The organism is Citrobacter sp. Cpo045, from assembly GCF_030332875.1.
GTDB lineage: Bacteria > Pseudomonadota > Gammaproteobacteria > Enterobacterales > Enterobacteriaceae > Citrobacter > Citrobacter portucalensis.
Map to the genome: position 1 here is coordinate 112,705 of NZ_JAOWGZ010000060.1, position 16,107 is coordinate 128,811.

General features: G+C 52.3%; 14 protein-coding genes. 4 read left to right on the plus strand and 10 right to left on the minus strand.

Annotated features, from left to right (window positions below; all coding sequences use genetic code 11):
• Positions 1-2: 2 nt before the first annotated feature.
• From phnE to OGY13_RS01595, 5 genes are all read right to left on the minus strand, one after another.
• Entirely contained in the window at positions 3-782 is a 780-nt protein-coding gene (gene phnE, locus OGY13_RS01575) for a phosphonate ABC transporter, permease protein PhnE (RefSeq protein WP_016155398.1), read from the minus strand.
• A 133-nt stretch (positions 783-915) separates the two neighbouring features.
• The gene (phnD, locus tag OGY13_RS01580; protein WP_060683108.1) at positions 916-1,932 is read right to left on the minus strand and encodes a phosphonate ABC transporter substrate-binding protein; all 1,017 of its coding nucleotides are present in this window, start codon (positions 1,930-1,932) and stop codon (positions 916-918) included.
• Positions 1,933-1,955: 23 nt separating this feature from the next.
• Entirely contained in the window at positions 1,956-2,744 is a 789-nt protein-coding gene (gene phnC / locus OGY13_RS01585) for a phosphonate ABC transporter ATP-binding protein (RefSeq protein ID WP_125363590.1), read from the minus strand.
• Between the two features lie 132 nt (positions 2,745-2,876).
• Positions 2,877-3,326, minus strand: coding sequence for a VOC family metalloprotein YjdN (gene yjdN, locus OGY13_RS01590; protein ID WP_032942129.1), 450 nt, complete (start codon positions 3,324-3,326; stop codon positions 2,877-2,879).
• 139 nt (positions 3,327-3,465) lie between these two features.
• Positions 3,466-3,801, minus strand: a complete 336-nt coding sequence (locus tag OGY13_RS01595; RefSeq protein ID WP_003031835.1) for a zinc ribbon domain-containing protein YjdM — start codon at positions 3,799-3,801, stop codon at positions 3,466-3,468.
• A gap of 541 nt (positions 3,802-4,342) precedes the next feature.
• Here OGY13_RS01595 and crfC point away from each other — a divergent pair.
• Both crfC and OGY13_RS01605 read left to right on the plus strand, forming a co-directional pair.
• On the plus strand, positions 4,343-6,700 hold the full coding sequence (gene crfC / locus OGY13_RS01600; RefSeq protein ID WP_048236322.1) for a clamp-binding protein CrfC: 2,358 nt from the start codon (positions 4,343-4,345) through the stop codon (positions 6,698-6,700).
• Positions 6,697-7,590, plus strand: coding sequence for a diguanylate cyclase regulator RdcB family protein (locus tag OGY13_RS01605; protein WP_003826733.1), 894 nt, complete (start codon positions 6,697-6,699; stop codon positions 7,588-7,590). Before crfC ends, OGY13_RS01605 begins: the two co-directional genes overlap by 4 nt.
• A gap of 30 nt (positions 7,591-7,620) precedes the next feature.
• Here the strand turns inward: OGY13_RS01605 and kdgT are convergent, their stop codons facing one another.
• Positions 7,621-8,619: a 2-keto-3-deoxygluconate transporter gene (gene kdgT / locus OGY13_RS01610; protein WP_003826735.1), complete on the minus strand. Its 999-nt coding sequence runs from the start codon at positions 8,617-8,619 to the stop codon at positions 7,621-7,623.
• 699 nt (positions 8,620-9,318) lie between these two features.
• Between kdgT and proP the strand changes: the two genes are divergently transcribed.
• Positions 9,319-10,821: a glycine betaine/L-proline transporter ProP gene (gene proP, locus OGY13_RS01615; protein WP_003826737.1), complete on the plus strand. Its 1,503-nt coding sequence runs from the start codon at positions 9,319-9,321 to the stop codon at positions 10,819-10,821.
• 254 nt (positions 10,822-11,075) lie between these two features.
• Positions 11,076-11,165 carry an LpxT activity modulator PmrR gene (pmrR, locus tag OGY13_RS01620; RefSeq protein WP_003826741.1) on the plus strand — a complete coding sequence of 30 codons (90 nt, stop codon included), beginning with the start codon at positions 11,076-11,078 and terminating at the stop codon, positions 11,163-11,165.
• On the opposite strand, the gene pmrB is transcribed toward pmrR, so the two are convergent.
• The 4 genes from pmrB to adiC all read right to left on the minus strand — a co-directional run bounded on the left by pmrB (position 11,159) and on the right by adiC (position 16,036).
• Complete coding sequence (gene pmrB, locus OGY13_RS01625; protein ID WP_103286022.1) at positions 11,159-12,232, minus strand: two-component system sensor histidine kinase PmrB; 1,074 nt, start codon at positions 12,230-12,232, stop codon at positions 11,159-11,161. The two genes, pmrR and pmrB, sit on opposite strands and share 7 nt — an antisense overlap.
• Before the next feature lie 9 nt (positions 12,233-12,241).
• On the minus strand, positions 12,242-12,910 hold the full coding sequence (gene pmrA, locus OGY13_RS01630; RefSeq protein ID WP_008786966.1) for a two-component system response regulator PmrA: 669 nt from the start codon (positions 12,908-12,910) through the stop codon (positions 12,242-12,244).
• Between the two features lie 4 nt (positions 12,911-12,914).
• A complete protein-coding gene (eptA, locus tag OGY13_RS01635) occupies positions 12,915-14,552 on the minus strand; it encodes a phosphoethanolamine transferase EptA (protein ID WP_204192219.1) in 1,638 nt (545 codons plus the stop codon).
• Between the two features lie 146 nt (positions 14,553-14,698).
• Positions 14,699-16,036 (minus strand): arginine/agmatine antiporter, encoded by a 1,338-nt coding sequence (adiC, locus tag OGY13_RS01640; RefSeq protein ID WP_003031853.1) that lies wholly within the window; start codon positions 16,034-16,036, stop codon positions 14,699-14,701.
• Between the last annotated feature and the right edge of the window lie 71 nt (positions 16,037-16,107).

A 16,107-nucleotide genomic window follows, 5' to 3' on the forward strand; every position in this document is an offset into this window, starting at 1 on the left:
AATCAGATAAAGTGCTTACGCAAACGCTGGGAAAGGAAATCCAACAGGCTGACGGTGACGATGATTAACACCATCAAGGCGCAGGTTTGCTGGAACTGAAAGCCGCGAATCGCTTCCCATAAGGTCACACCAATACCGCCTGCACCCACCATTCCGACCACCGTGGCCGAGCGAACGTTGGATTCAAAGCGATACAGCGAGTAGGAGATAAGCAGCGGCATGACCTGTGGCAGAACGCCGTACAGAATCTCTTCAATTTTGTTGGCACCGGTGGCGCGAATGCCTTCTACCGGACCTGGCTCAATAGCTTCTACCGCTTCAGAAAGCAGTTTGGAGAGCACCCCGGTAGTGTGGATAAACAGCGCCATCACCCCGGCGAATGGGCCTAACCCGACGGCGACCACGAACAGCATGGCGAAGACCATTTCATTGATGGCGCGGCAGGCGTCCATCAGGCGACGCATCGGCTGGTAAATCCACCACGGCACGAGGTTATCGGCGCACATCAGGCCGAAGGGAATCGACAGCACAACGGCGAGGGCAGTCCCCCAGACGGCAATTTGCAGGGTGACGGCCATTTCACCGAGATAGTCCTGCCACTGGCTGAAGTCCGGCGGGAAGAAGTCGGCGGCGAAGGTCGCCATATTGCCGGAATCCTGGATCAGCGTGAGCGGGGCCATTTCGGCACCTTTCCACGAGACCACCAGCACGGCGAGAAGAATGGCCCAGCTCAGCAGCGAGAACCAGCTACGTTTGGGCGGGGCGACGGTGATGGTTTGCATGTTTAGCTCCTGGGTGTCGATGTTTCGGGTCTGTTGTAGGCCGGATAAGGTGCTGGCACCGCCATCCGGCATGGAATCCCTTGCATTGCCTGATGGCGCTGCGCTTATCAGGCCTACAATTTGGTCACCAGGTTTACTGCACCGCTTTGGTGACGCTGGTCATAGCGCCCAGTGCGGCGGTCAGACGGTCAAGGTCATCGAGCTGCGCTTTCAATGCCGAGGTTTTGCTGGTTTTCTCTTCCTCGTTCAGCCCTTTGTTGTCCTTCACACCCTGCATCTCTTTAAACAGTGCCAGCTGGCGAATCGGCACCAGTTGCAGATCGCTGGAGGCGCGGAACGGTGCCCATCCCAGGCGTTCCAGTACGGTTTTCTGTTCCGGCGTTTTGCCGTAATTCATAAAGAAGTCGTACACCTTGTCCTTGGTGGTTTCGGAGAGGTTTTTACGCCAGACGATCGGATCGCCCGGGATCAGCGGCGACTTCCAGATCACCTTCAGCTCTTTCAGTTTTTCCGGTGCAGAAGTTTTCAGCTTGTCGAGGTTTTCGGTGTTGTTGGTGGCGACATCGACCTGCTTGTTGGCGACGGCCAGCGCGTTGGTTTCGTGTCCGGCGTTAACGGTGCGTTTGAAGTCGCTGGCGGAGATGTTGTTTTTGGCGAAGACGTAGTAGCCGGGGACGAGGAAGCCTGACGTTGAGTTGGGATCGCCGTTGCCGAAGGTCAGATCCTTACGTTTGGCGATCAGATCGTTCAGGTTATTGATCGGACTGTCTTTGTTAACGATCAACACGCTCCAGTAACCTGGGGATCCGTCGGCGGCGACGGTCTGGGCAAACACTTGCCCGTTAGCGCGATCCACCGCTTCCATTGCCGAGAGGTTGCCGTACCAGGCGATATCAACTTTGTTAAAGCGCATTCCCTGGATGATCCCGGCGTAGTCCGGGGCGAAGAAGGCGTTCACTTTCACGCCCAGTGATTTTTCCATGTCCTTCAGGAACGGTTCCCACTGCGGCTTCAGATTTTGCTGTGATTCGGTCGAAATAATGCCAAAGTTCAGCGCTTTTTCTTGCTCTTCGGCATGGGCCGGGGTGAGCAGTGTGCTGAGACTAAACATGCTGGTGAAAGCCAGCGCGGCAATTGTTCTATAACTCATTTCCATTCCTCATTGTGGGGATGTCAGGCAGCCTGCGCGCTCTGTTCGATGCGGTTCATGCTGCGGTAGAGATGGTCAAAACGATCGTTATCAAAATGCTGGCTGCTGCCATCAAAGAAGACGTTGCCCTGGCGCAGCGCGACGATGCGTTCGCAGTAGCGCAGGGCGTAATCCACCTGATGCAGCGTGACGACCACGGTGATGCCGTCGGTCTGGTTTATGTCGCGTAGGGTGTCCATCACGATGCGGGCGGATTCCGGGTCCAGCGAAGCAATCGGCTCATCGGCGAGGATCACTTTGGCCTGCTGCATCAGCGCGCGGGCGATTGCAACGCGCTGCTGCTGACCGCCCGAAAGCGTGGAAACGCGCTGGTATGCAAAGTGCGCCATGCCCACGCGGGTCAGCGCCTGTAATGCACGCTGTTTTTGTTCCTGGCTAAACCAGCTAAAACAGGTACGCCAGAACGGCGTGCTGCCGAGCGCGCCAATCAGGACGTTCTCCAGCACTGTCAGGCGGTTCACCAGATTGAACTGCTGGAAGATGTAGCCGGTGTGGGCGCGGCTTTTGCGGATATCGCGCGCCAGGCGGCCTTCATGTTGAACGGTGCGGCCCAGCAGCTCGACGCGGCTGCCGGGGGATTTATCACCGGTGATCAAACCGCTTAAATGACGTAAAAGGGTGGATTTGCCGGAGCCAGACGGCCCAAGCAGAGCCACCATCTCACCGGAACAGATGTTCAGATCAACCGCATTGAGCGCCTGATGTTGATTGAAGGACTTGGAGAGTTTCTCGACGCGAATAATCGTTTGCATGATGCGGCCTCCCTAAAAAAGTGGCCCCATCGTGGCGGATCAATGTGACGTTTTCGTTAAGGGATGGTTACTCGACGATGAAGAGTTGAGCGCTATTTGATGACAGTACGGGAGGGCTGGCCTCCCGTTGGATTACTCTGTAGGGGGTTGCTGTTGTTTGACAACGTTGATCATCCACGGCACGCCATACTGGTCGCTCACTTTACCGAAACCGTGGGCCCAGAAGGTTTCCTGCCAGTCCATTTCGATTTTTCCGTTTGCTGCCAGATTATCAAACCAGCGTTTGCCTTCATCGACGTTTTGCGTGTCGAGCACCAGCGTGAAGCCAGAGTAGTGAGCATTTCCGTCCGGGGCGCTATCGCTCATCATGATGTCACTGCCCGCAACGCGCAGGTTGGCGTGGGCGATGGCGGTGTCGGGGAATTTCAAGCCTGAAGGGCAACCATCTTCGCTATCCTGCGCCGATTTGGGCATTTCACCGAAGTTGATTTTGTAGAGTAGCTCAGCGCCTAGCGTTTTTTGATAGTAGGCGATAGCGTCAGCGCAGTTGCCTGCAAAGGAGATATAGGGACTTAACGGCATAATCTTTACCTCAGGTAAAAGAAGCCAATTAAGTGTAGTTAGCGTCTGCAAAAATAAACCAGGCGGGAAGTATGAGCTTCCCGCCTGGCAGATGAGCTGGTGTTGACCTGATTAGCGTCGCGCTATCAGGCAATTTGCATCAGTTCTTTTTCACAAACTCAGATTTCAGCTTCATTGGGCCAAAGCCATCGATTTTGCAATCGATGTTGTGGTCACCTTCAACCAGACGAATGTTTTTCACTTTGGTACCAATCTTCAGCATGGAAGAGCTACCTTTTACCTTCAGGTCTTTCACGACGGTAACGCTGTCGCCGTCAGCCAGCAGGTTGCCGTTGGCATCTTTAACGATCAGTTCGTCGCTGTCCTGCGCCGGTTCAGCATCGTTCCATTCGTGAGCGCATTCCGGGCAGATGAACATGCCGTTATCTTCGTAAGTGTATTCGGAGTTGCATTGCGGGCAGTGTGGTAATGACATGTGGATTTCCTCAAAAGTCAGCAGGGGCAAATGCGCCCAAAAAATGGCAGATTGCCGAAAAAGGCCGCAATTATACATAAAATCCCTGCATTTGTCGGGACTACTGCGCGATTACGCAAAATGATCTGCTGTAAAGACCCTGTGCTTTCACCTCAATGAAAGTATGGCGGAATATTTTTTAAGGGAAATTGCTACGCTTAGATATTTAAGATAAGGTGAGGCGAAATATCTGATATTCATAGGTAACATTGCTTAGAGATGCCTAAGTCATTGTGATTGAATATCATTGAACCCCTTAAATTTAGTAGGGGGATTCCGCTGGCATTTTTTAAAACTGAACTACGCTGTCTATCTTTCTTACTTATTTTCATAAGTGAGAGGCATCAGGCCAGCGGTTATACACCAAATTTATTTTAATAATATCAATTGGTTGTTTTGATTTTAATTATTTCTATACGTAATTATAAAAGCCAAAAAATCTATAAATAAAACGATTGGGCTAAATAAAAGCAATGCCATTTGCGTTAAGGAAAAATTTTCCATGCACACACAGACAATATATGAATTAAGTCAGGAAGCGGAACGCTTGCTGATGCTCTCGCTTGAACATCTCAGGCAATTGCAAAAATTGCCTATGACGTCGTTGGATGATGTCGCGCTAAAACAAGGAGAGCATAGCAGTCAGGTTGTTCAGCCCCTGCATTTCAGCGCGCGTGGCATGGATGTCCAGCAAGCAACGCTCAATAATGAGCTGCGCAAGATTACGCGTCTGGAAATGGTGCTGGCGATTGTTGGCACGATGAAAGCGGGAAAATCGACGACGATTAACGCGATTGTGGGGACAGAGGTGTTACCTAATCGTAATCGCCCCATGACGGCGTTACCAACGCTAATACGCCATACGCCGGGGCAGAAAGAGCCGGTGCTGCATTTTTCACATGTCGCGCCGATCGATGCCTTAATGAAGGTTTTGCAGCAGCGCGTGCGCGAGTGCGATCGCCTGCGTCTTACGCAGACCCTGGAAATTGACAAGGATATGAATGTCCTGCTGCAACATATTGAAAATGGTGTGGCATTTGAACGGTATTATCTTGGCGCACAGCCTATTTTCCATTGCCTTAAAAGCCTGAACGACCTGGTGCGCCTGTCAAAAGCATTGGACGTTGATTTTCCTTTTGCCGCCTATGCCGCGATTGAGCATATTCCGGTTATTGAAGTTGAGTTTGTCCATTTGGCCGGACAGGCAAGCTACCCAGGGCAATTAACGCTGCTGGATACGCCGGGGCCGAACGAGGCAGGACAACCGCACTTACAAAAAATGCTCAATGAACAGCTGGTGCGGGCCTCTGCGGTGCTGGCGGTGTTGGATTACACCCAACTGAAATCGATTTCCGATGAGGAAGTGCGTCAGGCGATTATGGCGGTCGGCAAGTCAGTACCGCTGTATGCGCTGGTGAACAAGTTCGATCAGAAAGACCGCAACAGTGATGATGAAGAACAGGTGCGGGCGTTGATTTCCGGCACGTTGATGCAAGGCGGAATTGCCCCTGAAAGAATTTATCCGGTCTCCTCAATGTGGGGCTATCTGGCGAACAGGGCGCGTCATGAGCTGACGACGCGCGGGCGACTGCCGGATCATCAGGAGCAACGTTGGGTGCAGGATTTTGCCGAAGCGGCGCTTGGCAGACGCTGGCGCACCACCGATCTTGACGATACAGAACACATCCGCCATGCCGCCGACCTGTTGTGGGAAGACTCGCTGTTTGAACAGCCAATTCAGAAAGTGATCCACGCCGCTTATGCTAATGCTTCGTTGTATGCGCTTCGCTCAGCGTCACATAAGTTATTGAACTATGCACAAAGCGTGCACGAATATCTGGAATTTCGCGCCCACGGGTTAACGGTCGCCTATGACAAACTGCGGCTGAACATCACGCATATTGAAGAGGATATGCAGCAGTTAGAAGTGAGCCAGGGGCGGGTGAGCGATGAAGTCAGCCATGAAGTAGAACTGGCGCTGGAGGCTGCCGCTGCCTATCTCAGTGAGCAACAGACTGAGATTCTTTGCGGTATCAACACGTTCTTTGTCAAAGAAAACGTCCTGATGATGTCACAACACGGTCTGGGGAATGCTGTGAATACGGCAGAAATGGCCGGAGAGATGTTGGTGTTGCATGATGAAGGGCAGGCGAAAATTGTGTTAGATAAAATTCGCTCGTCCTGTGAGGGGGTATTGCTGGCGGCGCAGGAAAGCATCAGCCGGGACTTAGCCCTGCGTTTTGAACAGCTTGAGTCGACGCTCTCCCGGGCGCTAAATGACGCGATGCGGCCAATTGAGCAAAGGGTGAAAGAGGAGCTAAACCACGCCGGTTTTCGTGCGCGGATCCGTTTTCCAGCGTTCCATACGGCGATGTTTAATTTCAATACCCGCCAATTGTTTAACGAGGCCATTGAGCAGGATATTCCGGCAGAAAATGCGCCGTCTACTGGCGGTGTGGTGCGTGACACTTTCTCTCGTTGGCTAAATCAACCCAACTGGGGATGGAATGATTACGTCGAAACAAAAACGCGTTATCTCATTGATATGGGCGCATTGCATAAAAACCTTGTGCAGTACGTCTCCCAGTTTTGCCAACAAATTCGTAAAGCTTTAGCTGCTCAGGTCGATATCTCCGTTACGGCTGGCATGGCCACATTTTTTGCTGATTTCTCTCTGTGCCTGGCGCAATTGCAGGCGAGTCTGAGTGAGAGTCTGACGCTACGCCAACAAAATGAATCCGCGGTGAATGCAATGAATGAGCAATTGCAGCAGCGCATTACGATTGCGGCATGGCTTTATGAAGATTCCCGATTGCTGCGTGACGATATCAATACCCTTTTTGCAACCGAGCACACATGACTAACGTTTTACTGGAAGGCCCCGGGAGGACGCTGGAGTGTGTCTACCCGAAGTTTATGGTCGATCTGGTTCAGGGAGATGAAACCAAACGTTCCGGCGGTTTTCTGCAACAGCAGCAGCGGCTGCGCGCGCGTCTGACGCAGGAAGTGTTATCCCAGACGCAACTGCGTGCGTGGGTGATGGCGGGAGTGTCCAGCGAACATCTGGTGATGCGCCTTAAGCTGGTGGAGAAGCTGGCAGGCATGATTGACCCGGGTCATCTGGCGCTGGTACGGATCGCCGAAGGGCTGATGTTTTTGCAACAAACAGAACACCCGCGTGGGCTTTCAACCCCCGGTCTTTTACAGCAAATAAATTCACTGACTGACTGGTTTACCCAACGTGCGGCGTATAAAGAGAAGGCGCTGACCCAGCGCGGCCTGACGGTTCAGGCGGGTGAGCATAGCGAACAAATTTTTACCCGCTGGCGGGCTGGCGCGTATGACGGCTGGTCGTTACCAGGACGCTGTTTTGTCGCGCTGGAGGAGCTACGTTGGGGAGCTTTTGGTGATGCCTGCCGGTTAGCGAATGCCGATGTGGTGTTAATGCTAAAAGACAACCTGCGAACCATGGCGGCTCAGGCGTTGGCGGATAGCGTGAATGCAGCGCCTGCTACGCGTCATTACTATCATCATTGGCTCAGCACGCCAGCTGTCGGCGGATCGGGCGAGTATAACGATATGCTGAGCTGGCTGGGGAGCTGGTGCGATGCGCAACGCCATCCTGTGAGCTGGTCGGTGACGCAGCGTTGGCAAAATGTGGCGCTGGGAATGCCGCGATTGTGTTCGGCAAAGCGGCTGGTCGATGCGATGGTTGAGGAGATTTTTGCACCGACCCTGCTCGTCAATTGAGCAGGGCTGGTGAGTAGGATAAAGGCAGGTTTAGTGGTGCAAAGAGTCTGCCGGGGTGGCCACCGCTTCGTTGGCGACCAGGTTTTTATTAAAACGTTTGGCGTACAGCGCGGTGATAATCGGCACCAGAATGGCGGTGACAATTACGCTGGCGGCAACCAGCGCCGTAGCGGATGCGGCAACCGGTTCGAACGCCGGGTTAATCTGAGCGATAATCACCGGGTTTGCTACCGCAGCGCCTGCTGCTGAAGAGGCTGCGACGCCTGCCGTACCGTTCCCGCCACCAATAACACGGTCAGCAATAATCAGCGGGATACCGGTGATGACGATAACCGCGACACCCAGCAGGATACCCAGCAGACCGGTATCAACGATCACGCTCAGGTTAATAGTGTTACCCAACGCGAAGCCGAAGAACGGGATCAGCACCGGTGTGGCTTTGCTGAAGAAAGAACGCAGGTCGTGATCCAGGTTGCCCAACGTAAAGCCAATCAGGAACGGTAATACCGCGCCGATGAAATGGTGTGGCTCGAAGGAGGCCAGACCCGCGGAGCCGAGGATCACCATGGTCATTAACGGACCGGATTCCAGAGACATCAACACAAATGCGCCGGACTCTTCTTTGGTGCCGTACTGGTTCATCAGGCTGGCGTACAAACCACCGTTGGTCATGTCCATTGCGGAGACAATTGCCAAAACTGAGAGGCCTGCAAAGAACCCAGTTTGAATACCGGTATCAGGAATAAATGAAGCAGCAATCATTGCCACTACCCAAGCCACGGCTATTTTGGTTATTACCAGCGTACCGGACTTGCGTAATACCGTACCGGTTGCCCGCAAATCAATAGATGCGCCGATACAAAAAAACCATACTGCCAGAATCGGTACCGTTCCGCTGATCATTCCTTTGGTAAACGAACCGAAATACGCACCGGTATCCGGAGCTAACGTATTTAACACTGCGCCTAATAACAGAGGAATCAACATCATTCCGCCGGGGATGCGTTCAATCGTGGCTTTAATTTTCATAAACGTCCTCATGTCTTGTCGCTGCTAAAACTCGCGCAAGAGGGTAAAAATTAATAAATTCAAATGGTTGCTGGTATTTCTTAACAAAGAAAATCGCTATCTCTTTGTTTTATAAAATCTAACGCGGCATACGTTGAGCGTGTTGCTGCTCCCAGGGATATTGCGTCTGGAATTAGTTTGCATTCACAGGAACATTGATTCAATCAAAATAAAACGATGTTTTAGTTATCTTCATCACATATTCCGCGCAAAAATTCCCGGTCGCTCTGATTATTAAAAAAGCTGTGATCTTTTTGTGAAGGGATTAGGTGGTTTTTTTGCTAGCAGAATAATAGTGACCGCTGTGATTGTTGGTGCAATAAAGCGATTTATTCTTGTATTTAATTGTCAGTAAATCGCAAGCATTACATGTAAAAAAGCTGACTAAGAATGACCTAATTTACGCATGTTGACGAAATGAAAAACTATATGTGAAGTTGATCACAAATTTAAACGCTGTTAGGGTAAAGAGGTCATTAACCGCCCAATCAGGCGTCAACAGGTTCGGTTGTACTGTGCGTTTCTCGTCAGTGTAAGTAAACCTGCTACGCTTGTTACAGGGAATGCGCCTGTGCATTCCCCGCTCGGTGATGACCCTGACGCATGGGCGTTAGGGGACTCGAACTGGAGCGTGACAGGGCTAAGTCTATGAGGACGAGTATGCTAAAAAGGAAAAAAATAAAACCGATAACGCTGCGCGACGTTACCATCATTGATGACGGTAAATTGCGAAAAGCCATTACCGCAGCGTCGTTAGGTAATGCGATGGAGTGGTTCGATTTTGGTGTTTATGGATTTGTTGCTTACGCATTAGGTAAAGTGTTCTTCCCGGGGGCTGACCCCAGCGTGCAGATGGTTGCCGCACTCGCCACCTTCTCTGTTCCCTTTCTGATTCGACCGCTTGGCGGATTGTTCTTCGGTATGCTCGGCGATAAATACGGTCGTCAGAAGATACTCGCTATCACCATCGTGATCATGTCGATCAGTACCTTCTGTATCGGTCTTATTCCCTCTTATGCCTCAATTGGTATCTGGGCACCGATTCTGCTGTTGCTGTGTAAGATGGCGCAGGGGTTCTCGGTCGGCGGAGAGTATACCGGGGCATCGATTTTTGTCGCAGAGTACTCGCCAGACCGTAAGCGCGGATTTATGGGCAGTTGGCTGGACTTCGGCTCGATTGCCGGGTTTGTGCTGGGCGCGGGCGTGGTGGTCCTGATCTCAACTATCGTCGGCGAGGATAACTTCCTTGAGTGGGGCTGGCGTATTCCGTTCTTCCTAGCGCTACCGTTAGGCCTGATTGGTCTGTACCTGCGCCATGCGCTGGAAGAGACGCCGGCGTTCCAGCAGCACGTGGATAAACTGGAGCAGGGCGATCGTCAGGGTCTGCAGGAAGGTCCTAAGGTCTCGTTTAAAGAGATTGCAACTAAGCACTGGCGCAGCTTGTTGGCATGTGTTGGTCTGGTGATTGCTACCAACGTCACCTACTACATGCTGCTCACCTATATGCCGAGCTATCTGTCGCATAACCTGCATTATTCTGAAGACCACGGCGTGTTGATTATTATCGCCATCATGATTGGTATGCTGTTTGTGCAGCCGATTATGGGGTTGCTCAGCGACCGTTTCGGGCGTCGTCCGTTTGTGATAATGGGCAGTATTGCGCTGTTTGTGCTGGCGATTCCGGCATTTATTCTGATTAACAGTAATGTTATCGGCCTGATTTTCGCCGGGTTGCTGATGTTGGCGGTGATCCTCAACTGCTTTACCGGGGTGATGGCGTCAACGTTACCGGCGATGTTCCCGACGCATATTCGCTACAGTGCGCTGGCCGCCGCGTTTAATATCTCGGTATTGATCGCCGGTCTGACTCCGACATTGGCCGCATGGCTGGTGGAAAGCTCGCAGAATCTGATGATGCCTGCTTATTATCTGATGGTGATTGCGGTAGTAGGTTTAATTACCGGCGTGACCATGAAAGAGACGGCTAATCAGCCGCTGAAAGGCGCGACACCTGCTGCTTCGGATATTCAGGAAGCGAAAGAGATCCTCGGCGAACACTACGATAACATTGAACAGAAAATCGAAGATATCGATCAGGAAATTGCTGAGCTACAGGTTAAGCGCACGCGTCTGGTGCAGCAGCATCCGCGTATTGAAGAGTAACGGTGTTATTGCCTGATGGCACTACGTTTATCAGGCCTACGGGCAGCGTTGTACTCAGTAGGCCGGATAAGGCGCTAGCCGCCATCCGGCGCATGGCCCGGGCATTCGCGTTATTGCCTGATGGCACTACGTTTATCAGGCCTACGGGCAGCATTGTACTCAGTAGGCCGGATAAGGTGTCTTATGATATCAACTTAAGGTTGGCTTAATCTGTGTCAGGCAAACTCTCCTCCATAGTTTCGGAGGAGAGTGTCATGAAAACCCGTATTTATGAAAGTTTGACCACCGTGTGCAGTGTGCTGATTGTCAGCAGCTTTTTGTATGTGTGGGTGAGCTCTTACTGATCTTTCGCCAATTCCACCCATGCGCGAGTGCCGCTGGCTCCCTGGCGATTTTGCAGATAGAAATGCCCGTGATGTAACTGGGTGATGCGACTGACAATGCTCAGCCCCAGCCCAATCCCACCAAAACGGCTGTCCATACGGACGAATGCTTTACTTAACTCCCCGCATTTACTTTCATCAATGCCCGGCCCTTCATCTTCGACGGCCAGGACGGCATCATGCTCGGTGTTCAGGCTAATCGTAATATGGGTGCCTTCCGGGCTGTAACGATGCGCGTTTTCCACCAGATTTCGTAGCAGCATCCGCAACAGCGTAGCATCGCCACGCACGACAACGTCCGCCGCGCTTTGTGGCAGGAGCAGCGTCTGTTTACGTTGGTCCAGCATGGTGCTGAGTTCATCGTAGGAGGGCAGAATAACGTCCTCCAGCAGTTTGACATGCTGGTAGCTCCCGGCCGAAAACGACTGTCCGACGCGGGCGAGTTGCAGCAGCTGCGATACGCTGTCCATCATTTGATCAAGGCGGGCAATCAACGGCGTAACGTCGACCTTATGGGTTTTGGATAATAATTCCAGATGCAGGCGAACGCCTGACAGCGGTGTGCGCAGTTCGTGGGCGACATCGGCGGTAAATAAACGTTCGTTTTCAATAGTGCTGGTCAGCCGCGTTACCAGGTCATTGAGCGCTGAGACAACGGCCTGGATCTCAACGGTTGAGCTGTGAATTTCAATCGGGGCCAGGTTATCGGCTGCTCGCGCCTCTAACTCTTTTTGCAGATCTGCCAGAGGGCGGGTAATACGTCGCACCGCCTGGTAGCAAATTAGCAGCGTCAGGCTGACCATAAAGATGCCGGGGACGATCAGGCTGGCGATAGCCTCGCGGATCTCATGCATGATGTGGCGATCGTTGTTACGGTTATCGCGCAGCGCCTGTTCGAATAACTGTATTTGCTCGGTACTTTCGTGCCACAACCAGAAGGTGCTAATGAGCTGAAAGACCAGCAGAATTAGACCGATCGTCAGTATTAACCGTTGGCGAAGAGGGAGAGGTCGTTTTAGATATTGCAGCAGCTTCACTTAGCTTTCCTCAGTGGCGACCAGCATATAGCCAAATCCCCTGACCGTGCGGATACGTGATTTCCCCACTTTATCGCGCAGATTGTGAATGTGCACTTCCAGCGTATTGGTCGACGGTTCGTTATCCCAACTGTAGATGTCGTTATACAGAATTTCCCGGTGAACAGGACTGCCTGCCTTGAGCATCAGACGCGACAGGAGCGCGTATTCTTTCGGCGTTAAGATAACCTCTTGTCCGTCCATCCACACCTGGCGACGACCGATATTCAGCGTCAGATTGCTGACAATTAATTCACTTTCACCCTGATTGTTGTGGCGACGCAGAAGTGCCCGGATGCGGGCGTGCAGTTCTTCCAGTGCGAACGGTTTGACCAGATAGTCATCGGCACCCACGTCCAGCCCGCTGACCCGGTCTTTGAGCGTGTCACGGGCGGTGAGGATCAGCACGGGGAGAGAGTATTTCTTCTGTCTGATGCGGGTCAGGAAGTGCAAGCCGTCTTCATCCGGCAAGCCCAGGTCCAGAACAACCAGACTGTAATGTCCGGTCTCCAGACACTGCTCGGCTGCACGGGCGGTTGACACGCCATCACAGGCGTAGCCTTCTGTTTGCGCAGCGAGTATCAGTCCCTGTAATAACAACGTATCGTCTTCAACAATCAGAATTTTCATTCGTTTAGCCTCCCCGGCAGGGTTGCAGAATATCATCTGCCGCCTGATATTTCTGTGTTTGCACGCCCGTTAATCCCAGCAGAGTTGAGAAGAGATTATCCTGCGAGAAGTCTTCTGAGCTTGCCCGTTTTTGCAAACATGTCTGAGAGACCTGATAGCGTTGCTGATAATCCTCGGAGAGCCACAGCAGCATCGGCACATGTTTTTGCGTATCTGGTGCAATCGAATACGGCAGGCCGTGCAAATAGACGCCATTTTCCCCTAAGGATTCGCCGTGATCGGAAAGATACACCAGGCTGGTGGTGAAATTGTCCTGATGCTCTTTCAGTATATTGATCGCTTTATCAACAATATAGTCAACGTAAAGAATGGTGTTGTCGTAAGTATTGACCAACTGTTGCTGCGAACAGGTCTGGATTTCGTTGGTATCGCAGGTTGGCGTAAATTTCTTAAACTGCGCAGGATAGCGGTTGTAATAGGTCGGACCGTGGCTGCCGATGGTATGCAGCACAATCACGCCGTCGCCTTGCAGGTTATTAATGTACTCTTCCAGCCCGTGGAACAGGACTTCATCGTAGCATTCACCGTCAATACACTGCCCTGGCAGGTTCAGCTTAGTCATATTCTGGTGTGGAACCCGGTCGCAAGCCCCTTTGCAGCCGCCGTCGTTATCGTTCCACAGAACGTTAATTCCCGCCCGCTGAATGATGTCGAGTACGCCTTCCTGATGCTGTGCCAGTTCTTCGTCGTAGTGCGCGCGTGGCATATCCGAGAACATGCAGGGTACTGATACTGCCGTTGCCGTTCCGCAGGATGTGGTGCGGGGGAAATAGACCACATCATCTTTTTCCAGCAGCGGGTTGGTCTGGCGCGAATAGCCTGACAGCGAGAAGTTATCGCCGCGCGAGGTCTCGCCGAGAACCACAATCGTCAGGTTCTTACGCTTTTCTTTTACCATCAACGGATTGCGATGGGCATCTTCGCCAATGCGCACCAGCGGCAGGTGGGCCAGTCGCTGGTGTGAATACCAGGATGACGTTGCCACAATGCTGTTGGATGGACTGAGGGATTTCACCAGTTCTTTGTTGTTGCGAAACAGTGAGGCGTAATCTTTATAGAAGAACGCAGCGACCAGCACGATCAGCAGCGCGGAGATCAGAATGTTCGCGCCACGAAACAGTATGCTGCGCATAACTGGCGTGATCGGTTTAATTTTTACCCAGCAGGCAATGAGCGCGGCCAGAATGCCGCTCACCCCGAGCGTGATGAGCATTTGCGGCGTCAGCAAAGCAAAGGTTTCGGCGGGCGTAGTGTCCATCATATTGGCGATCATCGAGCGGTCGATGATGATGCCGTAGGTCATGATGAAATATTGGGCCGATGCGCCAACCAGAATGAAAATGCACGCCACCAGGCGATTAAGCCACAGGAATGAGGCCAGCGTCAGCACAATGTTCATGACGCTGAACGCGACGACCGGCATTGATAAAAATACCAGCACGTTACGCACGGAATCCAATGGCAGGGCTTGCAGCACTTGTTTGTAGAACGCAATGTTCAGGAAGGTCGCAAGATAAAATGAGATCAGCAGGAGCCAGCTGATTAGCCCGAGAGTGGGCCTTTTAAACAAGAGCTTTAACATTAAGGGGGTTCCATCGACTATGTGGCGCAAATCCTCTCAAAGTAAAGTTAAGCCAACCTTAAGTTCTTAATGTTGATTTCTCGAATATCAGCGAGGCAGCGTAGGCCCGATGAACTGACGCCATCGGGCAATGACGATTGCTTAAGTTAGTTATTGTTTACCGGGGCATCCAGTGGATACGGGTTTTTATGGATCCGGTTGTAGTTCAGTGCGTACAGCGCGGTGATGATCATCAGCGTGACGAACGACCACATCACTTCTTTGGCGCCGGAACCGACAACCGCCCAGATGCAGTAGACAAAGGCGATAAAGGTCACCAGTAAGTACATCGGGCGTGCTTTACCAAAGTGACCATGGCCGAGCAGCAGCAGCGCGGCGCAGGTATACAGATACGGCACCAGGGTGAAGATAACGGAGACCGAAGAGACCAGACCAAACTCTTTCGCTGCGTTCGGCGACATGCTGCTGAACTGGAAGATGGTCATCAGGATGCCGACGATAATTAACCCGGCCACTGGCGTACCGGCTTTGTTCACGCGGGCAAAAATCGGTGGGAACAGGCCGTCATCGGCTGCGGCTTTGGCGGTTTGCCCGGCAAGCAGCGTCCAGCCGCCCAGAGAACCAAGACACCCGGCAGCAGCACAGAAGGAAACTATCGCCCCAGCGGTGTCACCCAGCGCCATACGTGCGGCATCACCGAACGGAGAGGCTGATACACGCAGCGCCGCGTTAGGGATCATACCCATGATTGCGGTGGTGGAGAGCACGTAACAAACAGCGGCAATCAGCACGCCGCCCATGGTGGCGATAGGTACGTTACGTTTGGGATTTTTAACCACGCCAGCCGCAACGGAGGCGCTTTCCACCCCGATAAATGACCACAAGGTGACGTTCAGAGTGCTTTGAATCGCGCCGAAGGTGTTCATCCCGCTGACGTTCCAGGCTGCCATATAGGTTTCACCGCGGAACCAGAACCAGCCGAAGACGGCAATCCCGACAATTGGCACCAGTGCCAGTACCGTTGCGACGGCCTGCACGCGGGTGATCATTTTCGGTCCGACAATGTTCAGTAATACGAAGATCCACAGCACTACGACGCAGGTCAGCGTCAGGACCAGCGGATCTTTTAAGATGGGGAAGAAGTAGCTCAGGTAACCGACGCCAATGACCACCATGGCGATGTTACCAATCCAGCAGGCCAGCCAGTACAGCACGTTGGTCTGGTAGCCCAAAAAAGGACCGAAGCAGCGGCGGGCGTAAGCATAAGAACCACCGGGACTGGAGTCTAAGGACGACATTTTGGCGTACACCATCGACAGTGCCAGAGCACCGATAATCGTGACCAACCATCCGTAGATTGCAATCCCGCCAGTTGACGCAAGGTTTGCGGGTAGCAGGAATACACCGGAACCCATAATATTCCCCGACACCATAAGGGTGACGGGGATTAAGCCCACTTTGTGAGCATCAGCATCCGTCGACATATTTTTTAACTCCTGATAAGGATAAATGACGCCTTATCATACCTCGTCAAAAGTCTATTTAATGATGACGG

What these genes read in the sequence shown, in the direction of transcription:
- pmrR (WP_003826741.1), top strand. Translation starts at nt 11,076, where the DNA reads ATGAAAACCCGTATTTATGAAAGTTTGACCACCGTGTGCAGTGTGCTG.
- phnC (WP_125363590.1), bottom strand. Translation starts at nt 2,744, where the DNA reads ATGCAAACGATTATTCGCGTCGAGAAACTCTCCAAGTCCTTCAATCAA.
- kdgT (WP_003826735.1), bottom strand. Translation starts at nt 8,619, where the DNA reads ATGAAAATTAAAGCCACGATTGAACGCATCCCCGGCGGAATGATGTTG.
- yjdN (WP_032942129.1), bottom strand. Translation starts at nt 3,326, where the DNA reads ATGCCGTTAAGTCCCTATATCTCCTTTGCAGGCAACTGCGCTGACGCT.
- pmrA (WP_008786966.1), bottom strand. Translation starts at nt 12,910, where the DNA reads ATGAAAATTCTGATTGTTGAAGACGATACGTTGTTATTACAGGGACTG.
- phnE (WP_016155398.1), bottom strand. Translation starts at nt 782, where the DNA reads ATGCAAACCATCACCGTCGCCCCGCCCAAACGTAGCTGGTTCTCGCTG.
- OGY13_RS01605 (WP_003826733.1), top strand. Translation starts at nt 6,697, where the DNA reads ATGACTAACGTTTTACTGGAAGGCCCCGGGAGGACGCTGGAGTGTGTC.
- adiC (WP_003031853.1), bottom strand. Translation starts at nt 16,036, where the DNA reads ATGTCGACGGATGCTGATGCTCACAAAGTGGGCTTAATCCCCGTCACC.
- proP (WP_003826737.1), top strand. Translation starts at nt 9,319, where the DNA reads ATGCTAAAAAGGAAAAAAATAAAACCGATAACGCTGCGCGACGTTACC.
- phnD (WP_060683108.1), bottom strand. Translation starts at nt 1,932, where the DNA reads ATGAGTTATAGAACAATTGCCGCGCTGGCTTTCACCAGCATGTTTAGT.
- OGY13_RS01595 (WP_003031835.1), bottom strand. Translation starts at nt 3,801, where the DNA reads ATGTCATTACCACACTGCCCGCAATGCAACTCCGAATACACTTACGAA.
- crfC (WP_048236322.1), top strand. Translation starts at nt 4,343, where the DNA reads ATGCACACACAGACAATATATGAATTAAGTCAGGAAGCGGAACGCTTG.
- eptA (WP_204192219.1), bottom strand. Translation starts at nt 14,552, where the DNA reads ATGTTAAAGCTCTTGTTTAAAAGGCCCACTCTCGGGCTAATCAGCTGG.